Origin of the sequence: Nostocoides japonicum T1-X7 (assembly GCF_001046855.1) — a bacterium.
Classification (GTDB): Bacteria; Actinomycetota; Actinomycetes; order Actinomycetales; family Dermatophilaceae; genus Nostocoides; species Nostocoides japonicum.
In genome coordinates this window covers 2,948,603-2,971,548 of the sequence record NZ_HF570958.1, presented here as the reverse complement: position 1 = coordinate 2,971,548, position 22,946 = coordinate 2,948,603, and the positions used below count along the sequence as shown (strand labels likewise).

The 22,946-nt window shown below is 71.5% G+C and carries 22 protein-coding genes; 8 read left to right on the top strand and 14 right to left on the bottom strand.

The window, feature by feature from the left end; genetic code table 11:
* Positions 1 to 233: 233 nt before the first annotated feature.
* On the bottom strand, positions 234 to 893 hold the full coding sequence (locus tag BN12_RS13325; RefSeq protein ID WP_268807009.1) for an HAD family hydrolase: 660 nt from the start codon (positions 891 to 893) through the stop codon (positions 234 to 236).
* 82 nt (positions 894 to 975) lie between these two features.
* On the opposite strand from BN12_RS13325, the gene BN12_RS13320 reads away from it, so the two are divergent.
* The gene (locus tag BN12_RS13320; RefSeq protein WP_048553157.1) at positions 976 to 1,836 is read left to right on the top strand and encodes a PAC2 family protein; all 861 of its coding nucleotides are present in this window, start codon (positions 976 to 978) and stop codon (positions 1,834 to 1,836) included.
* 121 nt (positions 1,837 to 1,957) lie between these two features.
* Here BN12_RS13320 and BN12_RS13315 read toward each other — a convergent pair whose 3' ends face one another.
* The 7 genes from BN12_RS13315 to BN12_RS13280 all read right to left on the bottom strand — a co-directional run bounded on the left by BN12_RS13315 (position 1,958) and on the right by BN12_RS13280 (position 8,916).
* Positions 1,958 to 2,371, bottom strand: a complete 414-nt coding sequence (locus BN12_RS13315) for a VOC family protein (RefSeq protein WP_048553154.1) — start codon at positions 2,369 to 2,371, stop codon at positions 1,958 to 1,960.
* Positions 2,371 to 3,030 (bottom strand): 4a-hydroxytetrahydrobiopterin dehydratase, encoded by a 660-nt coding sequence (locus BN12_RS13310; RefSeq protein WP_048553152.1) that lies wholly within the window; start codon positions 3,028 to 3,030, stop codon positions 2,371 to 2,373. The genes BN12_RS13315 and BN12_RS13310 overlap by 1 nt, the downstream gene beginning before the upstream one ends.
* Positions 3,027 to 3,902, bottom strand: a complete 876-nt coding sequence (locus BN12_RS13305) for an IS5 family transposase (RefSeq protein WP_235432402.1) — start codon at positions 3,900 to 3,902, stop codon at positions 3,027 to 3,029. Before BN12_RS13305 ends, BN12_RS13310 begins: the two co-directional genes overlap by 4 nt.
* 1,537 nt (positions 3,903 to 5,439) lie before the next feature.
* Complete coding sequence (gene mshC / locus BN12_RS13295) at positions 5,440 to 6,702, bottom strand: cysteine--1-D-myo-inosityl 2-amino-2-deoxy-alpha-D-glucopyranoside ligase (RefSeq protein WP_048553148.1); 1,263 nt, start codon at positions 6,700 to 6,702, stop codon at positions 5,440 to 5,442.
* A gap of 67 nt (positions 6,703 to 6,769) precedes the next feature.
* Positions 6,770 to 7,618 (bottom strand): SCO1664 family protein, encoded by an 849-nt coding sequence (locus BN12_RS13290; RefSeq protein WP_235432401.1) that lies wholly within the window; start codon positions 7,616 to 7,618, stop codon positions 6,770 to 6,772.
* Positions 7,546 to 8,061: a DUF3090 domain-containing protein gene (locus BN12_RS13285; RefSeq protein WP_048553146.1), complete on the bottom strand. Its 516-nt coding sequence runs from the start codon at positions 8,059 to 8,061 to the stop codon at positions 7,546 to 7,548. Before BN12_RS13285 ends, BN12_RS13290 begins: the two co-directional genes overlap by 73 nt.
* Before the next feature lie 9 nt (positions 8,062 to 8,070).
* On the bottom strand, positions 8,071 to 8,916 hold the full coding sequence (locus BN12_RS13280; RefSeq protein ID WP_053080033.1) for a histidine phosphatase family protein: 846 nt from the start codon (positions 8,914 to 8,916) through the stop codon (positions 8,071 to 8,073).
* A 39-nt stretch (positions 8,917 to 8,955) separates the two neighbouring features.
* On the opposite strand from BN12_RS13280, the gene corA reads away from it, so the two are divergent.
* On the top strand, positions 8,956 to 9,954 hold the full coding sequence (gene corA, locus BN12_RS13275) for a magnesium/cobalt transporter CorA (protein WP_327152699.1): 999 nt from the start codon (positions 8,956 to 8,958) through the stop codon (positions 9,952 to 9,954).
* A 24-nt stretch (positions 9,955 to 9,978) separates the two neighbouring features.
* Here the strand turns inward: corA and BN12_RS13270 are convergent, their stop codons facing one another.
* Together BN12_RS13270 and BN12_RS13265 are read right to left on the bottom strand one after the other, a co-directional pair.
* Entirely contained in the window at positions 9,979 to 10,836 is an 858-nt protein-coding gene (locus BN12_RS13270) for an undecaprenyl-diphosphate phosphatase (protein WP_048553138.1), read from the bottom strand.
* A 61-nt stretch (positions 10,837 to 10,897) separates the two neighbouring features.
* Positions 10,898 to 11,962 carry an LLM class F420-dependent oxidoreductase gene (locus tag BN12_RS13265; RefSeq protein ID WP_048553137.1) on the bottom strand — a complete coding sequence of 355 codons (1,065 nt, stop codon included), beginning with the start codon at positions 11,960 to 11,962 and terminating at the stop codon, positions 10,898 to 10,900.
* Positions 11,963 to 11,989: 27 nt separating this feature from the next.
* On the opposite strand from BN12_RS13265, the gene BN12_RS13260 reads away from it, so the two are divergent.
* Entirely contained in the window at positions 11,990 to 12,931 is a 942-nt protein-coding gene (locus BN12_RS13260) for an aldo/keto reductase (RefSeq protein ID WP_048553135.1), read from the top strand.
* Between the two features lie 26 nt (positions 12,932 to 12,957).
* Here BN12_RS13260 and BN12_RS13255 read toward each other — a convergent pair whose 3' ends face one another.
* On the bottom strand, positions 12,958 to 13,332 hold the full coding sequence (locus BN12_RS13255) for a hypothetical protein (RefSeq protein WP_048553133.1): 375 nt from the start codon (positions 13,330 to 13,332) through the stop codon (positions 12,958 to 12,960).
* Between the two features lie 38 nt (positions 13,333 to 13,370).
* Here BN12_RS13255 and BN12_RS13250 point away from each other — a divergent pair, with 38 nt between their 5' ends.
* On the top strand, positions 13,371 to 13,559 hold the full coding sequence (locus BN12_RS13250) for a DUF5703 family protein (protein WP_048556386.1): 189 nt from the start codon (positions 13,371 to 13,373) through the stop codon (positions 13,557 to 13,559).
* A gap of 7 nt (positions 13,560 to 13,566) precedes the next feature.
* On the opposite strand, the gene BN12_RS13245 is transcribed toward BN12_RS13250, so the two are convergent.
* A complete protein-coding gene (locus BN12_RS13245; protein WP_048553132.1) occupies positions 13,567 to 14,922 on the bottom strand; it encodes a M20/M25/M40 family metallo-hydrolase in 1,356 nt (451 codons plus the stop codon).
* A 664-nt stretch (positions 14,923 to 15,586) separates the two neighbouring features.
* Between BN12_RS13245 and BN12_RS13240 the strand changes: the two genes are divergently transcribed.
* Positions 15,587 to 16,225 carry a transcriptional regulator gene (locus BN12_RS13240; protein WP_200901214.1) on the top strand — a complete coding sequence of 213 codons (639 nt, stop codon included), beginning with the start codon at positions 15,587 to 15,589 and terminating at the stop codon, positions 16,223 to 16,225.
* Positions 16,226 to 17,438: 1,213 nt separating this feature from the next.
* Here BN12_RS13240 and BN12_RS13235 read toward each other — a convergent pair.
* On the bottom strand, positions 17,439 to 18,473 hold the full coding sequence (locus tag BN12_RS13235) for a LacI family DNA-binding transcriptional regulator (RefSeq protein ID WP_235432400.1): 1,035 nt from the start codon (positions 18,471 to 18,473) through the stop codon (positions 17,439 to 17,441).
* Between the two features lie 191 nt (positions 18,474 to 18,664).
* Here BN12_RS13235 and BN12_RS13230 point away from each other — a divergent pair, with 191 nt between their 5' ends.
* Genes BN12_RS13230 through BN12_RS13220 form a run of 3 tightly spaced genes read left to right on the top strand, consistent with a single transcriptional unit; the run spans position 18,665 to position 21,615 of the window.
* Positions 18,665 to 19,846, top strand: coding sequence for a Gfo/Idh/MocA family protein (locus tag BN12_RS13230; RefSeq protein ID WP_048553130.1), 1,182 nt, complete (start codon positions 18,665 to 18,667; stop codon positions 19,844 to 19,846).
* A 2-nt stretch (positions 19,847 to 19,848) separates the two neighbouring features.
* Positions 19,849 to 20,805 (top strand): sugar phosphate isomerase/epimerase family protein, encoded by a 957-nt coding sequence (locus BN12_RS13225; RefSeq protein WP_048553128.1) that lies wholly within the window; start codon positions 19,849 to 19,851, stop codon positions 20,803 to 20,805.
* A gap of 48 nt (positions 20,806 to 20,853) precedes the next feature.
* The gene (locus BN12_RS13220) at positions 20,854 to 21,615 is read left to right on the top strand and encodes a hypothetical protein (protein ID WP_157635484.1); all 762 of its coding nucleotides are present in this window, start codon (positions 20,854 to 20,856) and stop codon (positions 21,613 to 21,615) included.
* 24 nt (positions 21,616 to 21,639) lie between these two features.
* Here the strand turns inward: BN12_RS13220 and BN12_RS13215 are convergent.
* A partial coding sequence (locus BN12_RS13215) for a hypothetical protein (protein ID WP_162233085.1) occupies positions 21,640 to 22,946 on the bottom strand: 1,307 nt, incomplete at its 5' end.

Sequence of the window (22,946 nt, the reverse complement as noted above, 5' to 3'; positions counted from 1 at the left end):
CGACTCGCTGCCGGCTCGCGGGCCGTCGGTCGGAGCCAGCCACGCCACGCAGGCGTCGAGCAAGCCGGCGACGGGACTCCCCACCGTCCAGCCGGGCGACGCGCCACTTCCCTGGCCGATGGGGACAGCCAGGCCCGCGGAAGGTCGGGCAACCGCCCACGTCTCCGACAACCAGCTCTCGCGGCCGGTGATCGCTTTCGCGGGCGAGGGGGCCAGGCGGTGTCCGCGGAGAGTCAGGCCAGGCCGAGAGCGGGCAACAGGTCGGCCGCGCTCAGCCCGGCGAGGGTGGGCACCTGGACCGCGCCCTTCGTCACGGGAATGGGTATGAGGTGCGGCACGGCGATCGTCGGGACCCCCGCCGCGACGGCCGACCGGACCCCCGTCGGGGAGTCCTCGATGGCGACACACGCCGAGGGGACCGTGCCGAGCAGACGCGCGGCGACGGCATACGGCTCGGGATGGGGCTTGCCGTGGGCGACCTCGTCGCCGGTGATGACGTGCGCGAAGGTCTTCGGGGGCAACGCAGCGACGACGGCGTCGGCCAGGCTGCGCCACGACATCGTGACGAGGGCGCTGGGCACTCCGGCCTCACCGAGGGACGTGAGCAGCTCGCGTGCTCCGGGGCGCCAGGGCACGTGGGCGGTGACGCGCTCGATGACCTGCTCGAGCAGCTCCTTGATGAGCTCCTCGGGTGAGAGGGTGACCGGCGAGTGGTCCCGGATGAAGTGGGCGGACACCATGAGGTCGTTGCCGACGAGCTGGAGGGCGTAGTCGTCGGACCAGGAACCGCCCGCCGACTCGACGATGTCGCGCTCCGCGGCCAGCCAGTAGGGCTCGGTGTCGACGAGGGTGCCGTCCATGTCCCAGAGGACGGCAGCGGGAAGAGCGGTCACGGTGCGCGAGTCTACGCAGGGGATCCACCCGGCGGCGGCAGGCTATGCATAGGCTGATCCTCGTGACCGTAGGAGGCGCCACTTGATCGAGCTCGAGGATCTGCCGGAGCTGGACAATCCCGTGCTCATCGCGGCGTTCGAGGGCTGGAACGACGCCGGCGAGGCGGCGACGGCGGTCGTCGACCACCTGGCACAGGTCTGGGCCGCCGAGCCGGTCGCCGCCCTCGACCCGGAGGACTACTACGACTTCCAGGTCAACCGGCCGCGCGTCGTGTCCGAGGGTGGCGCCCGCCGGATCAGCTGGCGCACGACGCGCATCCTCGTCGCGACGCACACGACCCTCGGGCGCGACGTCGTCCTCGTCCAGGGCATCGAGCCGTCGTTCCGGTGGCGCGCCTTCACCATCGAGCTCATGGAGTTCGCCCAGGAGGCCGGAGTCTCCACGGTCGTCACTCTCGGAGCCCTGATGGCCGACGTCGCCCACACCCGGCCCATGCCGGTGACGGCGACCTCCGACGACGAGGACACCCGGCACCGGTTCGATCTCGAGGCGAGCAAGTACGAGGGCGCGACGGGCATCGTCGGCGTCATCGCGGACGCGGCGACCCAGACCGGGCTGGAGTCGATCTCCTGCTGGGTGGCGGTGCCGCACTATGCACCGCATACGCCGTCCCCCAAGGCGACCCTGGCCCTCGTGTCCCGGCTGGAGGACATCCTCGACGCCCCGATCGACCATCTCGACCTGGCCGAGGACGCACGGGCCTGGGAGCACGGCGTCGACGAGCTCGCCTCGACCGACGAGGAGGTCGCCGAGTACGTCGAGTCCCTCGAGGAGGCCCAGGACACCGCCGATCTGCCCGAGGCGAGCGGCGACGCCATCGCGCGCGAGTTCGAGCGCTACCTGCGGCGCCGGGGCGAGGAGCCCCCACCCGGCGCGGGGTGAGGGTGAACGGCGGACGGGGGATGAACGGCGGACATTGACGTATGCGACGTCGTGGCGTGAAGCCGACATCGACCAGCAGGCCGATCCGCCGCCGTCCCACTCGACGACGACCGACGCCTCCTCAGCCGACGAAGATGCAGAACGGATGACCCGACGGGTCCGCGAACACGTAGAGCGGCTCCTCCTCGTCGGCTGACCGGTCGAGGAGGATCCGCGCACCGAGCGCCAGCGCCCGGTCACGATGTTCCTCCAGCGCCTCGACATCCTCGACGGTCAGGTCGAGGTGCAGCTGCTGCGGGACCTCCGGTCGCGGCCAGGTGGACGGCGCCAGCTCGTCGACCTGCTGGAAGGCCAGTCGTCGCAGGCCGTCGTCGTCGACGAGGACGAGCCAGTCCGCGTCGTCGGCGGCCCCACCCTCCGGCCGATCGTCGCCCGGCCGGTAGCGGAGCCCGAGAAGCACCCGGTAGAACTCGGCGAGCCCGCGGACGTCGGTCGTGTCGAGCGCCGTCTGCAGGATCCTCGGATAGCTCCCCATCAACCCTCGTCCCGGTCGAGGAACGTGCAGATGCAGGCCTTGTTGCCGTCGGGATCGGCGAGGACCCAGAACGACGGGGCGTAGGAGTCGTCGACGAGCGTCCCACCGGCCGCGATCGCCGCCGCGATCCGCTCCTCGGCCACCTCGGGGGCCAGCCACAGGTCCGGGTGCCACCGCTGCCGTGGCGTGTCGTGCTCGTCGGTGTCCTGGAACCAGACGGTGGGCACCCGCCCCCCTGCGTCGAACACCTCACCGCCGGCGATGTTGCCGGCGTCGCCGGTCAGCAGCGCCGCCCAGAACGGCGCGATCCGCGCGTTGTCGGCCGTGTCGAGGCCGAGCTCCAGCACGGCGACGTCGGTGGGCCGCGGCTCGAGGCCGTGCTGTCGCGCGAGATCGCTGATCTGCCGGGCGAGGTCGACGTCCTGCTGGGTCACGACATGGCCGGCGGAGTGGGTGCACACGGCGACGTCGACCCGGCCGTAGGCGAGGGTGAGGTCCGGGTGGTGGTTCGCCGCCTCGGCGGCCTCGGCGACCGCGGCGACGAAGGCGGCACCGGCCGGGAAGGACGGGATGCGGAACCGGGCGTGCAGTGCCGGCGGCAGCTTGCGCCAGTCGGCCAGTCCCGCGTCGATGATCTCCTGTGTCGTGAGTCCGCTCATGGGTTCCACCCTGCCACCGGCCGCCGACAGCGTGCTCCGCTCCCGGCTCGGACGAGTGTGCGTCGGGTTAGTTGGAGATCGCGCGGATAGGTCAGGGTCGTCGTTTGGGTCTGGTGTCCCAGCGGTGGGTGGTCCAGGCCATGCGGATCAGGCGTCGGGTGATGATGATGGCATTGGCTAGGGCGATGTAGGCGTCCACGACGCGTTGTCGTGTCTCGGTGCAGACCTGCAGCTTCTTGAAGCCCCGGGTGTGCCAGGAGTTGGTGCGTTCCACGACCCAGCGGGCCCCGGCCTGCAGCGGGAAAGCCCTTGACGCTGATCACGCCGTGGCAGTCCAGCTCGGCTAGCAGCTCGCGGGTCTTGCTCGAGTCGTAGCCGGCGTCCAGGTGGACGGTGATCCGGTCGGGAAGGCCGACGCCGAAGCGGGTCTCGAACCGACCCAGCCGTTCCAGGGTCGGGCGCAGCAGGGGCGAGTCGTGCCGGTTGGCGGGGGCGGTGACGCACCCGATGGGGATCCCGGCCCGGTCGGTCATCACCGAGCGTTTGGTGCCGAGTTTGCCTCTGTCGACGGGCGATCGGCCGGCGACCTCGCCGCCGCAGGGTGCCTTGACCAGGCATCCGTCGACGGTCACGTGTTCCAGGTCGAGTCCGACGACCCTGTCATAGGCCTCCAGGCACAGCTGCTCGAGCGTGGTGAAGACTCCGGCGGCGATCCACTCGTCGCGGCGGGTGCGGATGGTGGTGGCCGAGCAGGTGGTGTCGGCGATCTTGGCGTAGGCGGCGCCCAGGACCAGCACCTGCACCAGCTTGTCGAAGACGATCCGGTCGGCGATGCGGGGGCGGTGGCAGCCCAGCGGGTGGGTGTCGAGCACGGGTGGGATCAGTGCGGCGAACTGGTCCCAGATGGGCTCAATGAGCCAAGATGGAACAGCGGGCACGGCGGGTCCTGGGTAGCAGCGTTTTTCTCACAAATCACACTGGTAACAGCCGCCGTGCCCGCCACCCTGGCACGCCACGCCGTCACCTATCCGCGCGATCTCTTAGTGGTTCCGGGCTTGCTGCGGGCCAGGCGGGTCTCCGAACGATCGACATGGACGTCAAGCACCCACCACGATCCCCGCATCGGCCGTGCCCGCCCCGGCATTTACACCCCACCGGCGTGTCCCGCCTACGCCACGCCGAAGCCACGACATTGAACTGGCCCTGCGCCGAGGTGGCGGGCGCATACGACAGCGGCTAGGGTAGTGAAGCACGCGTAACAGTCGGGACTCGAAGCATCTAGGGGAAACTCTATGATTCTCGGGACTTATCGATGGGTTAGGCTTTTCGTCATCGCCGTGGTCGCGACTCTCGGCCTGTCTCTCGCTACCAGCAGCTCGGCGCAAGCCGCTAATACGAATCCGATTAGGTGGTTGCCGGTTTTCAAGACGCTATACGGTCCCCATGGGGAGGACATTCCGCTACGATATGGCCAGCACGACCAGGGCCCGATTGATGGTTTCGGGACGCGCCACATCGAGGATGGTCACGATAAGTGGGGCGACTGGGACGAAACCGCAGACATGATTGAGCACGTAATTCAGACGGGTAAATGTAGCGTCAAGGGCACCACTCACAACTGCTCACTGTCGGGCAGCTATCTCTTCGTTGCGGTATGGTCCTCACGGGTTGACTCGCGGTCTGGCGATGGGCGCCCAGTAGGCGTTATCACATTCTACGCTGTTTGCCAGACATGCAAAGCAGTCGGGGCTTAGTCAGCGATGAATGTGGATGCAACCGAGGCCGTACAGGCATTCGAACGATCTCTCTCCAGCGAAGCCCGGCTAGATCCCGCTGAGTCGCGGGACGATGGATCCACGGTCGTTCCGGTGCGCTATATGGTCGGATCGGAGGAGTGGACGTACGAGGCGTGCGTGTGGCCCCGCGGCAATGATGACGACATCGAGCCCGCGACGTCGGGGGAGATTTCCGCGGTCCAAGCAGACAAGGTCATTCTTCTCCACCGCGAAACGGGGCGCCCCAGTAGTCAGGTCGTGCAGTCACCACGCGATACGCAGTGAGATTTCCACTTGCAAGCCCCCTAGCTCACTGGGTGAGCTGCAAATTGCGCGGGCTCGTCATGCTGCCGACCTGAACTGACGGAGGGAAAGAGGAAGATGGGTGCCGGCTGCGACATTGCCTGGATGACGCCACGTAGCCACATTCTCCTGTGAGGCGGGCTGCCGCGTGGCGTGTCATGCCGTGGGTGTGGCCGCTGCGATTGGTTCACAGTTGATCCTGCTGGACCAAGACCGTATCGTTCCTCAACGCCGTGCGCCCTGATCCGTCGCTCCACGACCAGGACGGCGGATTTCCCCGACGGGCCTCCACAATCCAGCTCCACCTCCTGACCCGAGCAGCATGATTGCGCTACGCGGCATTGGGTCGGAGTGCGATGCCGAGAAGCGCGTCCACGGTGTCGCGGACGAGCGCCGGGGACGAGGGGTCGCCGCCCTCGGTCGAGCACGTCGCATACGCCCAGGTATCGACGGCCGCGAGGGCGGAGGGGCTGTCGAGGTCGTCGCGGAGGGCATCGCGGACGGCCTCGACGACCGGAAGACCCGGCGCACCCGCCGGGGCGTGGACCGCCCGCTGCCACAGGTCGAGCCGTCGCTCCGCCTCCTCGAGGAGGGCGTCGGTGTACTCCCAGTCGACGCGGTGACGCTGGGCGAGGAGCAGGAGCCGGACGGCCATCGGGTCGACCCCGGAGGCGCGCAGCCGGGAGACGAGGACGAGGTTCCCCCGGGACTTGCTCATCTTGTGACCCTCGTAGCCGACCATCGCCTGATGGACGTACGCGCGGGCGAAGACCGGGTCGCCGGTGAGAGCCTCCCCCTGGGTCGCGCTCATCTCGTGGTGGGGGAAGACGAGGTCGGTCCCGCCGCCCTGGACGTCGAAGGGGATGCCCAACCGGTCGCGGCTGATCGCCGTGCACTCGATGTGCCAGCCCGGGCGACCGGGACCGAGCCCGGCCAGGTCCCAGGACGGCTCGCCGGGGCGCTCGGCGCGCCAGAGCAGCGGGTCGAGGACGTCGCGCTTGCCCGGCCGGTCCGGGTCTCCCCCGCGCTCGGCATACACCGAGAGCATCTCCTCGCGCGTCCAGTGGCTCACGTCCCCGAAGGTCGGCCGCTGCGCGAGGTCGAGGTAGACGTCATGACCCGGTCCGTCCTCGACGGGGAGACGGTATGCGGCCCCGCTCGCGAGGAGCGCGGCGACGTCCTCGGCGATGACCTCGATGCTCTCGACGACCCCGTCGAAGTGGTCCGGCGGGATGACCCGCAGCGCTGCCATGTCCTCGCGGAACAGCTCGATCTCGCGGGCACCGAGGTCCCGCCAGTCGATGCCGTCGCGCTCGGCTCGCTCGAAGAGCGGGTCGTCGACGTCGGTGACGTTCTGGACGTACGCCACCTCGTGCCCGGCATCGCGCAGCAGCCGGCCGAGCAGGTCGAACGTCACGTACGTCGCCGCATGCCCGAGATGGGTCGCGTCGTACGGGGTGATGCCACAGACGTAGAGCCCTGCGACCGGCCCGGGACGCAGCCGGACGGGACCACCGCTCGCGGTGTCGTGGACGGTGACGGGTCCGGCGCTTCCGGGCAGGCCAGGCAGGGACGGCGGGGGCCACGATCGCACCGGAGAAGACTACCTATCCGATCCGGAGGCGTTCTCCGGTGGTCGAGGGACGGGCCCGTGGGAGGGCTCAGACGGGCGGCCACGGTATGCCGTACCGGTGCCGGGGCGGGAGGGGGTGGACACCGGACGCGAGGATCCGGTCGACCCGGCGCGTGAGAGCCACCCGCTCCTCCGCCGTGAGGAGAGGGCCGAGAGCATCGCAGAGATCGCCCTCGAGCGCTGCCCGCAGCCTCCCGAGCCGCTCGACGTCCGCGGGATCGAGCGGGTCGCCCGCGAACCCCCAGAGGACGGTCCGCAGCTTGGGCTCGGCGTGGCAGACGAGCCCGTGGTCGAAGCCCCAGAGCCGCCCGTCCGCGTCGAGGGCGAGATGGCCACCCTTGCGGTCGGCGTTGTTGAGGACGGCGTCGAGGACCGCCATGGAGCGCATCCGGGGACCGTCCCGGTGGGCGACGACGACCTCGCGGCCGACGAGGTCCTCCGCCTCGAACCCGACGACCCAGCCGGGCCGGAGCCGGGCCCGCAGGACGATGTCGACGACCTCCTCCAGCGGCTCCTCCGGTTCGCCGACCCAGCGCTGCACCGAGCCGAGGCCGAGGGGCCCGTCGCGCAGCACCGTCTCCGGCACGAGTCCGAAGCCGCCCGTCTCCGACACGAGGTATGCGGCGCGCTCCCGGGCCGCGAGCGTCCCGTCGGGGAAGTCCCAGAGGGGGCGCTCCCCCGAGACCGGCTTGTAGATGGCATACGCCTCGGCACCGGCGACCCTGACGAGGAAGGCGAGGTTGGAGGCCGGGGTGATCCGGCCGACGACGTCGAGGTCGGCGGTCTCGAAGGCACCCGTGACGGTCAGCGCCGGTAGCCGTTCGCGCGGGGGCAGATGTGCCCCTCCACCTCGAGCGGCCCACCGCAGAACGGGCACGGCGGCCGGCCCGCGGCGACGATCTCCTGGGCGCGGCGGGCGAAGGCGCGCGCCTGTGGCCCGGTGAGGACGACCCGCAGGCTCTCCGGCTCCCCCTCCTCCTCGTCGGGGTCCCGGTCGTGCGCCTCGATGACGACACGCTCGCGCGCCACGTCCCACGCGAGCGACAGGGTGTTGACGCGAAACTCGTCCTCGATGGGAGTGTCGAGCGCGGCGGTGTCGGGAGGCCCGACGACGGCGACGAGGGCGTCACCGTCCGGGGCGCCGACCTGGTCGAGGAGGTCGTTGACCTTGTCCGCGAGGACGCTGACCTGCACCTTCTCGATGGACACGCTCGTGACCCGACCCCCCGTGCGGGCCTGGAGGAAGAAGGTCCGCTGGCCGGGCGGTCCGACGGTCCCGGCGACGAACCGCTCCGGCGGGTCGTACTCGGTGAAGGGCATGCTCCGACCCTAACTCGCCGTGGCCTCGGAGACCGTCCGCGCCTCGGGCGCCTCGGGCGCCTCGGGCGGTGCCTCCTGCGCCGTCCCGCCCGGGGTCGCCTCGCCGTCGGCCCGGTGTCCCGTCGAGCGGACGAGGGCGGCCATCCGGGCCGGATCCGTGTTGACGCCGAGGAGGAAGGGCCGGTATGCCGTGTACCGCACGGCGGCGACGGAGCCCGGCTCGACGACGAACCGCTGGAACTGGTCGAGGTGGACGCCGGCCGCGTCGGCGAGGATCGCCTTGATGACGTCGCCGTGGCTCACCGCGGCCCACACCGCATCGGCACCGTGCCGCGCCTCGACCTCGGCATCGAGGGCGCGAACGGCGGCGACGGCGCGCGCCGACACCTCGGCGAGCGACTCGGCGGCATACGCCTCGGCGTCGGGGAAGCGGGCCGCGGACGGCTGGCTTTGGACCGTCCGCCACAGCGGCTCGGAGACGAGGTCCTTCAGGGCCCGGCCCGTCCACGCGCCGTAGCCGCACTCGACGAGCCGGTCGTCCGTCTCGACCGCCGGCGGGACCCATCCGACGGGACGGTCCGGCGAGCTGCCCGGAACCGGCGAGGCCGACGGGTCCGGCGGTGTCGGCGACGCCGTGACCGCCTGCGCCCCGGCGATCGCCTCCGCCGTCGCGAGACAGCGCTCCATCGGGCTGGAGACGATGCGGGCGAGGGGGGTGGCCGCGAGGGCGTCCGCGGCCGCCCTCGCCTCGGTGACGCCACGCTCGGTCAGCGAGACCCCGGGCATCCGGCCGGAGAGGACGCCCTCGGCGTTGGCCGTCGAGTGGCCGTGCCGGACGAGCAGGACGATGGGCATACGCGTCAGCCTATGTGTGGTCTCCTTGTCCCCGTGATCATGGACCAGGCGACGTACCGCGACGGTGTCCGGTACATGTGCTTCGACCTCAGTGACGACCTCGAGGCGCTACGGCAGCAGCCGAAGGACAACGCCGACTTCCTCTGGATCGGGCTCCACGACCCGACCCAGGCGGAGTTCGACCAGGTCGACGCCGAGCTCCGGCTCCATCCGCTCGCCGTGGAGGACGTCCTCTCCGGCAACCAGCGGGCCAAGGTGGAGCGCTACGACGACACGATGTTCGTCGTCCTGAAGACCCTGCGCTACATCGACTCGACCTCGGACGTCGAGACGGGCGAGGTGATGCTCTTCATCGGCGACCGCTTCGTCGTCACCGTGCGCAACGGCGCGCTCAACCCGCTCGCCGGCATCCGGCGGCATCTCGAGGCGAACCCGGACCTGCTGCGCCTGGGCCAGCTGTCGGTTCTCCACGCGGTCGTCGACTCGATCGTCGACAACTACGGCGTCGTCGAGAGGGAGCTCGCCAAGGATCTCGACGACATCGAGACGCGGGTCTTCGGCGGTGAGGCGGTCGCCGAGTCGCGGGACATCTACCGCCTCAAGCGCGAGGTCCTCGAGGCCCGCCGCGCGACGACACCGCTCGTGCCCGCCCTCGAGCAGCTCGTCCACGCGCCCCAGAGCCCGCTCCCGCAGGGCGAGCTGCGGCTGCTCTTCCGTGACGTCGCCGACAACCTCAAGACGACGAACGACCACATCGAGTCCTATGACCGGCTGCTCAGCGACATCCTCGGTGCCCACCTCGCGCAGGTGTCGGTCGAGCAGACCGAGATCTCGGTGCGGCAGAACGACGACATGCGCAAGATCTCGGCCTGGGTGGCCATCGCCGCCGTCCCGACGATGATCGCCGGGGTCTACGGGATGAACTTCGACGACATGCCCGAGCTGCGCTGGCACTACGGGTACTTCGCCGTCCTCGGGGTCATGCTCCTCGCGTGCGTGACGCTCTACCGCCTGTTCCGCCACTCCGGCTGGCTGTGACGCCCTGCCCGCGTGGCCGACGGGTCAGGTCGCGGTCATCCAGCCCGCGAGGAGGCCGACGACGATGAACGCGCCGAGGGCGAGCCGGTACCACACGAAGGGGCGCAGCGAGTTCGTCGCGACGAACCGCAGCAGCCACGCGATCGAGGCATACGCGACGACGAACGACACGACCATGCCGAGGACGATGGGGCCCACCCCCATCCCGGCGAGGTCGTGGCGGCTGTGGACCGTCTCGAACAGGCCGGCCGCGGTGAGGGCGGGGATCGCCATGAAGAACGACAGCTCGGTCGCCACGACACGGTTGAGCCCTTGGAAGAGGCCGAAGGAGATCGTCGTGCCCGATCGCGACACGCCGGGGATGAGGGAGACGCACTGGACGAGACCGAGGACGACGCCGTCCTTGACCGTCACCTCCCCCTCGCCGCGCTGCTCGCCGTGGGCGACGAGGACGTCGTGGCGGCGCTCGGCGAGCCAGATGACCGCGCTCCACAGGATGAGGGCGAAGGCGACGACCCACAGCGACCGGAGCGGTCCGGCGATGACGTCCTTGAGGGCGAAGCCGACGATCCCGACGGGGATCGAGCCGACGATGACGGCCCAGGCGAGCGTGTACTCGTGCTCCTGCCTGGCCTCCTTGTCCCGCAGCCCGCGGAACCACGCGACGACGAGCCGGACGATCTTCTTCCAGAAGTAGATGAAGGTCGCGACGATGGCGGGCACCTGGATGAGGGCCGTGTAGGCCGTGACGCCCGGGTCGTCGACCGTGAGGCCGAGCAGCTGCTCGGCGATCGTCAGGTGGCCGGTCGAGGACACGGGGAGGAACTCGGTGAGTCCCTCGACGACGCCGAGGATGACGGCTTGGGCGTAGGTGAGGTCCATCGGTCGCTTTCGGTGCGGCGGGTGGGTGCGGGGTCGGTGGATCGGCGGTATGCCGGGAGCTTCAGGAGGCCAGGCCGCTCGCGTCGAGGATCTCGGCCATCGTCCGCAGCGTCCGGATCCGCTCCTCCTGGGTCGCGACCGCGAACGAGATCGACAGCGTGCCGACGCCGACATCGGCATACCGCGACAACCGGTCGGCGATGCGCGCGGGCGGGCCGATGAGCGAGGTCGCGTCGATGAACTCCAGGGGGACCGCGGCGGCCGCGTCCCGGTGACGACCCGCGAGATAGAGGTCCTGGATGAGGGCGGCCTCCTTCTCGAAGCCCATCCGGATCGCCAGGCGGTTGTAGAAGTTCTGCTCCCGCGAGCCCATGCCGCCGACGTAGAGCGCGGCATACGGGGCGATGGACTGCCGGGCGACCTCGAGGTCGTCGGTGATGCAGATGGGCACCGTCGGGGCGATGTCGAAGCCGGCGAGCGGGTCGGTCGCGGTGCCCTTGCCGGCCTTGGCGCGGCCCGCCGCGACCGAGGCGACGATGTCGGTCGAGTGCTCGGGCGAGAAGAAGATCGCGAGCCACCCGTCCGCGATCTCGCCGGCGAGCTCGAGGTTCTTCGGACCGACGGCGGCCAGGTAGACGGGGATCTCGGCGCGCACCGGATGGACGGTCAGCTTGAGCGCCTTGCCCGGGCCGTCGGGCAGCGGCAGGGTGAAGTGCCGGCCGGCATACTCCACGCGCTGGCGGGCCAGCGCCTTGCGGACGATCGCGACGTACTCGCGCGTGCGCCCGAGCGGTGCGCTGAACCGGACCCCGTGCCAGCCCTCGCTCACCTGCGGCCCGGAGACCCCGAGCCCGAGCCGGAACCGCCCACCGGACAGCGAGTCGAGCGTCGCCGCGGTCATCGCCGTCATCGCGGGGCTGCGAGCCGGGATCTGGAGGACGGCCGCCCCGAGACCGATCCGCTCGGTCTGCGCCCCGATCCAGGCGAGGACGGTCGGCGCGTCGGAGCCGTAGGCCTCCGCGGCCCACACGCACGAGTAGCCCAGCCGGTCGGCCTCCTTCGCCGTGGCGATGATGTCGCCGTCCATGCCCTGTCCGAAGTAGCCGAGGTTGAGGCCGAGTTCCATGGCGCGAAGGCTATAGCCTGCGACACCATGCGCAGCACACCGCTCGGCCGGTCGGGCCTCACCGTGCCGAGCCTCACTCTCGGAACCCTGCTGTGGGGAGGTCGGACCGACGAGGCGGAGGCCCGGAGCATCCTGCGGTCCTACCTCGAGGCCGGTGGGACCCTCGTCGACACCGCGCACGGATACGGAGACGGTGCGTCCGAGGAGATCCTCGGACACCTCCTCGGCGAGCTGCCCGCCGGGACGGCGCGGGTCTGCACGAAGGCGGGGATCAGCCGCGCCTCCGGTGAGCGGGTCGTCGACGTGTCCCGTGGGTCGCTCATGGACCAGCTCGACACCTCGCTGCGCCGGCTCGGCCGCGACCACGTCGACCTCTGGCTCGTCCACACGTGGTCGGAGGCCGTCCCCTTCGAGGAGACGCTGAGCGCCCTCGAGTGGGCGCACCGGTCCGGGCGGGCCCGGTACGTCGGCGTGTCGAACCATGCCGGGTGGCAGCTGGCCCGGGCCGTCTCGCTCGCCGAGCGGGACGGCATACCGCTCGTCGCCGACGAGGTCGAGTACTCGCTCCTCGAGCGGGAGCCGGAGCACGAGGTCGTCCCGGCGGCGTCGGCCCTCGGCGTCGGGCTCATGGCCTGGGCTCCCCTGGGTGGTGGCATCCTCGCCGGCCGGTACCGCACGACGACTCCGGCGGACTCTCGCGCCGCCCAGCAGTTCGGCGGCTACATCCGCAGTCGCCTCGGCGAGGACGGCCCGGCCGTCGCCGAGGCGGTCGCGACCGCGGCGCGGGGGCTCTCGACGACCCCCGCCACCGTGGCCCTCGCCTGGCTCCTCGCGCGGGCGGCCGTGTCCAGCGCCGTCGTCGGGCCTCGTACGGAGACACAGCTGCGTCAGCTGTTCGCGGCTGACGCGCTCACGATCCCCGCCGAGGTGGTCGCGGCCCTCGACGAGGTCTCCTCCGTCCGGCTCTGACCGTCCGGCCCACCTCAGGGCTCAGGTCACGCGTTGCCGCGGCCGACGTCCTCGTAGTCCTCGCCGTCGAAGCCGGAGTAGACGTCGTCCTCGCCGTCGTCGCCCTCGTGGTCGTCGAGCTCCTCCGGGGCCTCGTCGGTCTCCTCCTCGTCCTCCTCGTCGAAGTCGTCCTCGTCCTCGTCCTCGCCTTCGTCGTCGTCGCCCTCGTAGACCTCCATGGGGGTCATCTCGCCGTATGCGGTGAGGAGCGCGTCGTCGTAGGCCTCGAAGGCGTCCGCGAGGTCGTCCGCGGCGGCGAGGACGACCGGGTCGTCCTCCCCCCGCCGGGAGGCGCACGCCTCGAGGTGCCGCTCGAAGGCGGAGATGAGCGTGGTGAGGGCGGCACGCGGGTCGGCGGTCATGTGTCGACCGTAGCCGCTTCCGGGTGAGAATGACCCCGATGGTCGAGTACGAGTACCGCGTTCTGGAGTTCACCCGCTACCAGGGCCGCGACGACGTGCGCCGCACTCTCGCCGAGCATGCGGAGTACGGCCACTGGGAGCTGCACCGGACCCTGCTCTACGTCGGCGGCCGGCGACGCGCCTGGTTGCGGCGCCGGATCATCCGCGTCCCGCGCGGCACGGCATGAGCGTCGTTCAGCAGGTCGCGATGAGGCGCTGGAGCACCCGGGCGCCGAACGTCAGCGCCTCGAGGGGGACCCGCTCGTCGATGCCGTGGAACATCGGCGCGAAGTCGAGGTCCTTGGGCAGCCGGAGCGGCGCGAAGCCGTACCCGGTGATGCCGAGCCGGCTCAAGGCCTTGTTGTCGGTGCCGCCGGACAGGCAGTAGGGCAGGACGACCGCCTCGGGGTCCTCCGTGCGCAGCGCCGCGATCATCGCCTCGACGAGCGGTCCCTCGAAGGGGGTGTCGAGCGAGATGTCGCGGTGGTCGACCTCGACCTCGACGTGATCGCCGGCGAGCTCCCGGATCGTCGCCATGAGGTCCTCCTCGTGGCCCGGGAGGAATCGGCAGTCGAGCGCCGCCGTGGCGGTCTGCGGGATGACGTTGTGCTTGTACCCCGCCCGCGCCATCGTCACGTTGGCCGTGTCCTGCAGGGTTCCTCGGACGAATCCCTGCGCTCCGCCGAGGTGGGCGAGGAGGGCCTCGGCGTCGGCGTCCTCGTATGCCGTGCCCGTCACCGTGGCGAGCCCGTCGAGGAGTGCACGCACCGAGGCGACGTACTCGCGCGGCCACTCGTGGTCGGAGATCCGGGTGATCGCCCCGGCGAGGCGGGCGATGGCATTCTCGCCATTGGGCACCGACCCGTGGCCCGCGCGGCCGGTCGCTCGGAGGACGAGCCAGGCGATGCCCTTCTCGGCCGTCTGGAGGAGATAGACGCGCCGCTCCTCGCCACTGTCGGCCTCGGGCACCGTGACGCTGAAGCCCCCGACCTCGCTGATCGCCTCGGTCACGCCCTCGAAGACCTCGGGATGCTCGCTGACCATGAAGTGCGACCCGTGGTCGCCCCCGGCCTCCTCGTCGGCGAAGAAGACGAAGACGATGTCCCGGGGCGGTCGCTCGCCGGTCCGGGCGAGGTGCCGCGCGTTGGCGAGGATCATCGCGACCATGTCCTTCATGTCGACGGCCCCCCGCCCCCAGACGCAGCCGTCGCGCACCTCGGCGGCGAAGGGGTCTACCTGCCAGTCGTTCCCGTCGGCCGGCACGACGTCGGTGTGCCCGTGGAGGCACAGCGCCGGCCGATCCGGGTCGCTGCCGGCGATCCGGACGGCGACCGTCACCCGACCCGGCTCGCTCTCGTAGCACGTCGGGTCGAGGCCGACCTCCCGCAGGCGGTCCATGATGTATGCCGCGGCCTCGGCTTCTCCGGGTCCGGGGTCGGCTCCGTAGTTGGAGGTGTCGATCCGGATGAGATCGCGGCAGATCCCCACGACCTCGTCCTCCGGGCCGGTCACCCCGGTCGGGCGGTCGGCCTCCTGCGCGGTGTCACTCATGACGGCAGCCTGTCACATCGGCCGACCGCACGAGGCGGTCCCTTCTCGCCGTCTGTCCCGTCGGCCGGCCCGCCCGGGGGTGGTCGGTTCTCGCCGTCCGTCCCGTCGGTCGACCGCCCGGGGGTGGTCGCTTCTCGCCGTCCGTCAGATCGGTCGACCGCCCGGGGGCGGTCGCTTCTCGCCGTCCGTCACGTCGGCCGACCCCGTCCCGTCGGTCGACCGCCGGGGGCGGTCGCTTCTCGCCGTCCGTCAGATCGGTCGACCGCCGGAGGCGCTCGCTTTCCACCACGCGAGGTGACCCACATACGCTCCTGCGTCGATCGTGCCCGACGGCTACCGGATCCCGGGTTCCGTGCGTCGACCGTCGCGGCGTCGGCGGTACGCGAGGAACACGTAGCCGAGGACGCCGATGGCGACGACGATCCCCATGAGGATCAGGCCGGTGATCATGTCCGCTCCCTTCGCTGTTCCGAGTTCGCTTGCCCAAGGCCGGCCGGGCGGCTGTCGCCCGACGCCCCCTGTGGGGTGCTACCCGCCGGTCGCCCCGGCAAACCGCGTATCGGATGGAGCAGAGCGGGATGGGGCGGTTCGGATGGGCTGAGCGGGATGTGGCGGGTCGGATGGGAAGGGCGGGATGGCGGTCGCCATGTGACACGATCGGCGGGTGCCCGGCGCCGCGACCGATCCCGTCACGCTGACGCTGCACGCCGTGCGTCTTCTCGGCTTCGGCGACACCGGGCGGGTCGCGGCGCGGTTCGCGCTGGATCGCGAGGAGGTCGAGGAGCATCTCCTGGACTTCGAGGCGTTCGGCTGGGTCCGTCGCTCCGGGTTCGCCAGGCACTCGGGCTGGTCGCTGACACCCAGCGGACGGGCGGAGAACGAACGGCGCCTCGCCGCCGAGATCGACGGCCATGGCCTCCGAGCCGTCGTCGCCGACGTCCACGCGCGGTTCGTCCCGCTCAACGCGGCCTTCCAGGATGCTGCGACCCGCTGGCAGGTCCGGCCGTTCGCCGGTGATCCGCTCGCCGTCAACGATCACCAGGACGTCCGCTGGGACGACCGCGTCCTGGAGTCGCTCGCCTCGGTGGGACGGCGGCTCGGTCCGTTGAACGCCACGCTCGTCGAGGCGTTGGCTCGGTTCGGCGACTACTCCCGGCGGTACGACCACGCCCTGAACCGCGTCGTTCGAGGTGACCACGACTGGGTCGACCAGGTGGGCGTCGACTCGTGTCACGTCGTCTGGATGCAGCTTCACGAGGACCTGTTGGCGACGCTTCAGCTGGAGCGCGGCCAGGACACGTGACGCGGCGAGCCGCTCGGCCCGACCACCTGGCCGGCGTTCTCGCACCCAATCGGGGCGTGTGCACCATCCCGACGTGGACCGGCCAACCCGCCCCCGCCGGGCCTACCACCCGAGCTGGCGTTCTGGCACCCAATCGGGGCGTGTGCACCATCCCGACGTGGACCGGCCAACCCGCCCCGCCGGCCGGACCACGCTTCACCAAGACGCGCGTCGGATCGGGTGGGGACCGACGGACATCCAATGGAATCCCAGCCTCGTCCTGGTCGTGCGTGGGTGGTGCGAAACCCTGGTGCCCGGGGCCGCATTGGGTGTTCGGCGGTCCCACCGACAGGCAATGGCGGCACCAGCTTCCTGAGGGCTGCGCCCGATGAGCGAGACCGAGGCCTCTGTCGACGGCCTGGCGCACCGATGTCCTGTTCATAGGGCCGGCCGTCTCGCCACTGGTGTGATCTGGCAGGGACTCAGCGGTGGTGCACAGGCCCCGATCGGGTGCCAGAACGCCAGCGGGTCGACACCCGGTTGGGGTGGTCGGCCGGGGGTCAGCTCAGGGTGGACTGGCGCAGAGGCCCCGATTGGGTGCCGGACCGCCAGACTTGGCACCGGATCCAGGGGATCCGGGAGGTTGAGCCGACCGAAGGACACCCAATGCCTGCCTGGTCGATCCGGCCTTGTGCTCGGGACGTGGGGGACGGCGCCGGTGGATGAGTGCTTTGGGTGTCCGTCGGTCGCGAGGGTCCGGGAAGGGTGGTGCACAGGCCCCGATTGGGTGCCAGAACGCCAGGGGGAGGTCGCCAGGTCGCGAGGTCAGGGCTCACGCCGCGGCCGGTCGCGAGGGGTCGGGTGGGGTGGTGCACAGGCCCCGATTGGGTGCCAGAACGCCAGGGGGAGGTTGCCAGGTCGCGAGGTCGGGAGCTCACGCCGCGGCCGGTCGTAAGGGGGCTGGGGCGGGTGGCGCTCGGGCCCCGATTGGGTGCCAGGACGCCAGCGGTCCGACCGGGTGGGGTGGTGCACAGGCCCCGATTGGGTGCCAGAACGCCAGCGGGTCCGACCGGGTGGGGTGGTGCACAGGCCCCGATTGGGTGCCAGGACGCGAGCCGGTCCGGCCGGGCGGGGACGGAGGTTGAGGAATGGTCTCCGAGCCCGGCAGCGACACCGGATGCTCTGGACCGGTCCATGTGTCACCGACCGAGATGTGGATGTCCACCGCGCGGTGTCAGGCGCGACCAGCGTCACGTGCTCCGGGTGGTCCCGAGGTGCTGCGAACGACGAGGCGGGGGGTGAGGACGGTCTCCACGGGCGCGTCGCGGCCGTCGTCGAGACGCTCGACGGCAGCGGTCACGGCCCGCCGTCCGAGGTCGCCGGCGTCCTGACGGACGCTCGTCAGGTCGACCGCGCGGAGCTGGGCCAGCAGGGAGTCGTCGTACCCGGTGACGGACACGTCGCCGGGAACGCGCAGGCCGACGGAGCCGTAGGCGTCTATCGCCCCGACGGCGCAGTGGTCGTTGAACGCGGCCACCGCCGTCGGGGGCGACGGGAGCTCGAGCAGCCGGCGTGCGGCGTCGTAGCCGTCGGACTCGGTGCGCCCGCCCGGCACGACCGTCGCCTCCGCCTGCAGGCCGTGATGACGCATCCGGGCGGTGAAGCCCTCACGCCGCTCGCCGGCCATGCTTCCCACTCCCCCGTCGATGTGGGCGATCCGTCGATGGCCCAGCCCGACAAGGTGATCCACGACCTCCGCCATCCCCGCGGCATCCGACGAGCGCACGACATCCGCGTGGTCGAGGGGGAGGGCTCGGCCGATGGAGACGACCGGGACGTCGTCGACGAGGGGCCGCAGGACGTCGGGACCCAGCTCCGGCCCGACGAGAAGCAGCGCCTCGCACCGCAGCTCCATGGCGGTCGTGATCGCGGCCTGCTCCGAGTGGGTCGGCGTCCACGGGCTGAGGACGACCTGATACCGCGCCTCGTCGGCGGCCGACAGGACGGCGTCGACGACCTCGGCGTGGAACCCGTTGTGCAGGTCGACGATCACGCCGAGCTGCCGACTGCGTCGCAGGGCGAGCAGGCTCGCGGTGCGGTTCGGCCGGTAGCCGAGGCGCTCGGCCGCGGAGAACACCTCGCGCCGGCTCTCCTCGCTGGCACCCGGCGCACCGCGGAAGACGATCGACACGAGCGCCTTGGACACGCCGGCCTCCTGGGCCACGTCGCGCATCGTCGGAGCCCTGCCGATCCGACCGTCTCGGGGCACGCGCCCTCCTTCCCACTCGGCGTCACGCCGTGCCCCGAGCATAGAAGGAGAGGGGCCTGAACCGGTCCAGCAGCCGCCTCGGCGACGGCCGATCATGCCGAGCCGGCTCCCTGACGCAATGGTTGACGCCCTGTTCGCCGACACGTAGCCTAGACCGGTCTAGCCCTCGATGGACGATGAGGAAACAACCCATGACCACAGGCACGACCGGACGCCCGCTCCGGGTCGGCATCATCGGCTGCGGCAACGTCGCCCTCGGGTTCCACCTCCCCGCATACCAGGCTCTCCCGGAGGTCTACGAGGTCGTCGGCCTCGTCGATCCGACGCCCGAACGCCTCGAGCTGGGCCGAGTGGCCGCGGGGCTGACCGACGCGCAGATCCACGCCGAGGCGAGCGAGCTCCTCGTCCGCGACGACATCGATGTCGTCGACGTGTGCACCCCTCAGCATCTGCACCGCGAGGTGGTGGTCGCCGCGGCCGCGGCCGGCAAGCACGTCCTCTGCGAGAAGCCGGTCGCCGCGACCCCCGAGGACGCCGCGGCGATGGTCGCCGCCGCCGAGCACCACGGCGTCGTCCTCGGCGTGGTCCACAACTACCTCTTCTTCCCCGAGGTCCGCGCCCTCCGCGCCCTCGTCGACTCCGGCGAGCTCGGGGCGATCCGCACCGTCACCGTCGACATGCTCGGTGTCGTCGACTCCCCCGGCGCCGCGGGCTACCAGCCGCTGTGGCGCAAGGATCCCGCGGTGTCCGGCGGCGGCGTCCTCATGGACATGCTCCATGGCGTCTATCTCGCCGAGCATCTCCTCACCGAGCCCATCGAGGCGGTCTCGGCCCGCGTCGAGAGCGCCGGCGACGGGGCCGCCGTCGAGGGACTCGCCCTGTGCCGCATGGACGGTGCGCACGGGACCGCGCTCGTCAACGTCGGCTGGGGCCACGGCCAGGGCGGCATCGCCGTCCACGGCACTAGGGGTCGGGCCGTCGCGCGCTACCGCGCCGACGGAACGATGCCCTGGGCTCCGTTCGAGTCCCTCAGGGTCACCACCGAGGCGGGCAGTCGCATCCTCGAGGTGCCCCCGGGCGAGGAGCTCGTCCCGCTCGTCGCGAATGCCATGCGCGACACCGTCGCCGACCTCGCGCAGGCCATCACGACCGGCAACGCCCCAGCGGCCGACGGATCCGTCGCCCGGCGGATCCTCGAGGCCACCATCGCGGCCTACGCCTCCGCGGCACTCCGTCGGGCCGTCGACCTGCCGCTGCCTGTCGACGGACCTCTCCATCGGCGTGGCGTCGTCGGGCTCACCGACCTCGACGTCCCCGCCGACTCGCCCCTCCGCCCGCTTCGCCTCTTCGGCCTGACCCCCACCGGAGCCTGACCATGGACATCGGCCTGCTGACCGACAGCCTCTCCACCCTCACCCGCGCCGAGGCGCTCGACACGGCGGCCGAGCTCGGCGTCGGGACCGTCGAGATCGGGCTGGGCGGCAGCCACGGCGGCTGGTCCCCCGCCCCGCATGCCGACCTCGAGGAGCTTCTCACCGACCCGCGCGCCCGCGAGATCCTGCTGCGCGACATCACCTCCCGCGGGCTCCGACTCGAGGCGCTCAACGCCGCGGGCAACCCCCTGCACCCGGTGCACGGACAGCGTGACGACCACGTGCTGCGCGGCGCGATCCGGCTCGCGGAGGATCTCGGCATCGACACCGTCGTCACCATGTCGGGACTCCCCGGCGCGCCGGGCGACTCCTTCCCCGCCTGGATCACGACCGTCTGGCCCCCGGAGAACCTCGAGCTCCTCGACCACCAGTGGCGGGTGGCCGTCGGCTACTGGACGGACCTCGCCGCCGAGGCGGGCCGGCGGGGCGTCCGGATCGCCATCGAGATGCATGCCAACCAGCTCGTCTACAGCGTGCCCGGGCTGCTGCGCCTGCGCGAGGCCGTCGGGGACATCGTCGGTGCCAACCTCGATCCGAGCCACCTCTTCTGGATGGGCGCGGACCCGCTGGCCGCCGCCGCGGCTCTCGACGGCGCGATCCACCACGTCCACGCGAAGGACACCCGCATCGAGGACCGCGTCGCCGTGAGGTCGCGGCTCGAGACGATCCCGAATGAGCAGGTCACCGAGCGTGCCTGGAACTACGTCGCCGTCGGCGCCGGGCACCCCGACGGGGCGGCGTTCTGGGCGCGCTTCGCCCAGGCACTCGCCGCGGCCGGCTACGACGGGCCCCTGTCCATCGAGAACGAGGACTACTCGCTCGACCAGCGCGAGTCCGTCGCCCTCGCCGTGTCGACCCTGCGGGAGGCCCTCGGCCTCTCCGTCGGTATCGTCGGCTGACGTAGGCCAGGAAGCCTCCGGCCTTCTCCGTGGGAGCTCGGGAGGGACATGCATACCAATCGGTTACTGCGGACCGAGGAGTTCGAGGTCACCGTCGCCGGTTCTCCCGGAACCGTGGACGACGTGCTGCCCGGTCTCACGACCGCCGACCGGGTCGCCGTCGTCACCCACACTCCGGGTGGGTCACTGGCTGCCGGGCCGCTGCTGCTCGCGGCGGTCGGGCGCTACTACGAGGAGCTGCGGCGCCAGCGTGACGAGTTCTACCGGTACCCCAGCTATTTCGTCGTCCATGTCGGCGAGCTGCGCGCCTACCACGGGTGGCTCGACGTGTGGGCCGAGCACAAGGAGGTTGTCGTGCCGGCGCACGGAGAGGCGGTGCTCGAGGCGCTGCACGACAGGGCGGTCACCCGGGTCCTCCTCGAGGACGTGACCCCCGGGTCGGGCCAGCTCATGCGGGAGACGGCGAACTGGTTCCTCGAGGACGTCCGTGACGTCTGGTCCTTCACACCCGGCCGCCACAGCGGCGGTGTCTCGGTGCGCCCGTCCCCGGCGGCCGCCCGCCTCGTCCGGATGGCGGTCGACGCGTCGCACGGCGTCATTCCCGAGGAGACCGGCGATCGCATCCGTGCTGAGGCCGACGAGCCGCAGGCCTTCGAACGGCTCAGCCCGGAGGAGGGCCTGCGGCTCGTGTGCGGCTATGGCGCCGCTCCGGACGTCCTCGGACAGAGCGAGGACTACCTCGCCCGGCACGGCGCCGACCAGAACGTCATGGCGGCGCACCGGTACGTCGCGGGTCCGGACGGCCCCTGACGGCCTCGGGCTGCGCCGGAGGGATCAACGGCCGGCGAGGTCGTAGGGCCGCACGCCCGGATCGACGACCGTGAGGTAGCCGCCGTCCGCGAGCGCCGTCGGGACGGTGATGTCGCGCCGTCGCGTCGTGGTGTCTCCGACGACCGCCAGCTGCGTGACCAGGCCCTCCCCGCCGCGGCTGACGAACAGGTCGTGCCCGTCCGGGGACGCGGCGACGAAGCGGTTCGTCGCCGCGGTCGTGCCCTGGCCCGGCGTCGGGTCGGCCGTGAGCCGAGCGAGCGACACCCCGTGGATCTCCCCCGAGTAGGCGCCGGTTCGCGGGTCGCGCTCGACGAGGACGAGGCGGTCGCCCCCCGTCGTCGTGAGGGCGGCCGCGGCATAGGAGCGGGTCGCGACGGCGCGGGTGAACCTGCCCGTGCCGACCCGCACGGAGGCGATCGCTCCCGTCGTCGTCGACGCGGTCGTGAGGTATGCCGGCACGCGGTCCCACGTCGTCCCGTCCGGCGTCCGGCCCGCCTGGGTCCCCACCGAGGTCACTCCGTCGGGGGCCATGAGCGGCCGGTAGCTCTGCAGCGCGGCGACCGGGTAGAGGGCGAAGCGCGCGGCACCGAAGCCACTCGCCGTGACCCGGACCGTCTGCACCCCGACCGCGAGGTCCGATCCGATGACCGTGCCCGCGTCGTTCGCGATGGGCCCGTGGGGGTATGCGGCGAGCGGCGCCCTCGCGAAGGCCGTGGGCCGCCGGTCGCCCGCGAGGATGTCGGAGAGCCGGTAGGCGTCGAGGTGTCCGCCCGCTGTGACGACGAGCCGCAGAGGACTGCCGACGAGGAAGACCTCCATCTCCTCGGTCCCCGGCTCACCGCTCGTCGTGACGGAGGAGACGGGGACCGACACCGTCCGGGCCGTGGCGGACACCCGGTCGATGACGGTGACGCGCTGGGTCGTCGACCCGTCGAAGTCCGAGCCGACGGCGATGTACCGGCGGCTGTGGTCGGTCGCGAGCCAGCCGGCCCGCTCCCAGTCGCCGGACGGGTCGGGGATGGCGTAGTGCGCCTCGACGACCGGCCGCCCGGACGGGTCGATGCGCACGATGTCGAGCCGCGGTCCGGCCTCGTCCATGAAGCCGATCCGTCCGGACCCGAGCTGGAGCGCTCCCGCATGCGTGCCGAACGTCACGCCCTTCAGGGAGCCGGTGACGCGTCCGGTCCGCACGTCGACGACGTGGACGGCGTGCGCCGTGGCGTCGGCGACGACGAGCCACCGGCCTGCGTCGTGACGCTCGACGGCGGGATGTCCCGCGGGTCGCGGCTGCGCGACGGCCGCCGGCGGGG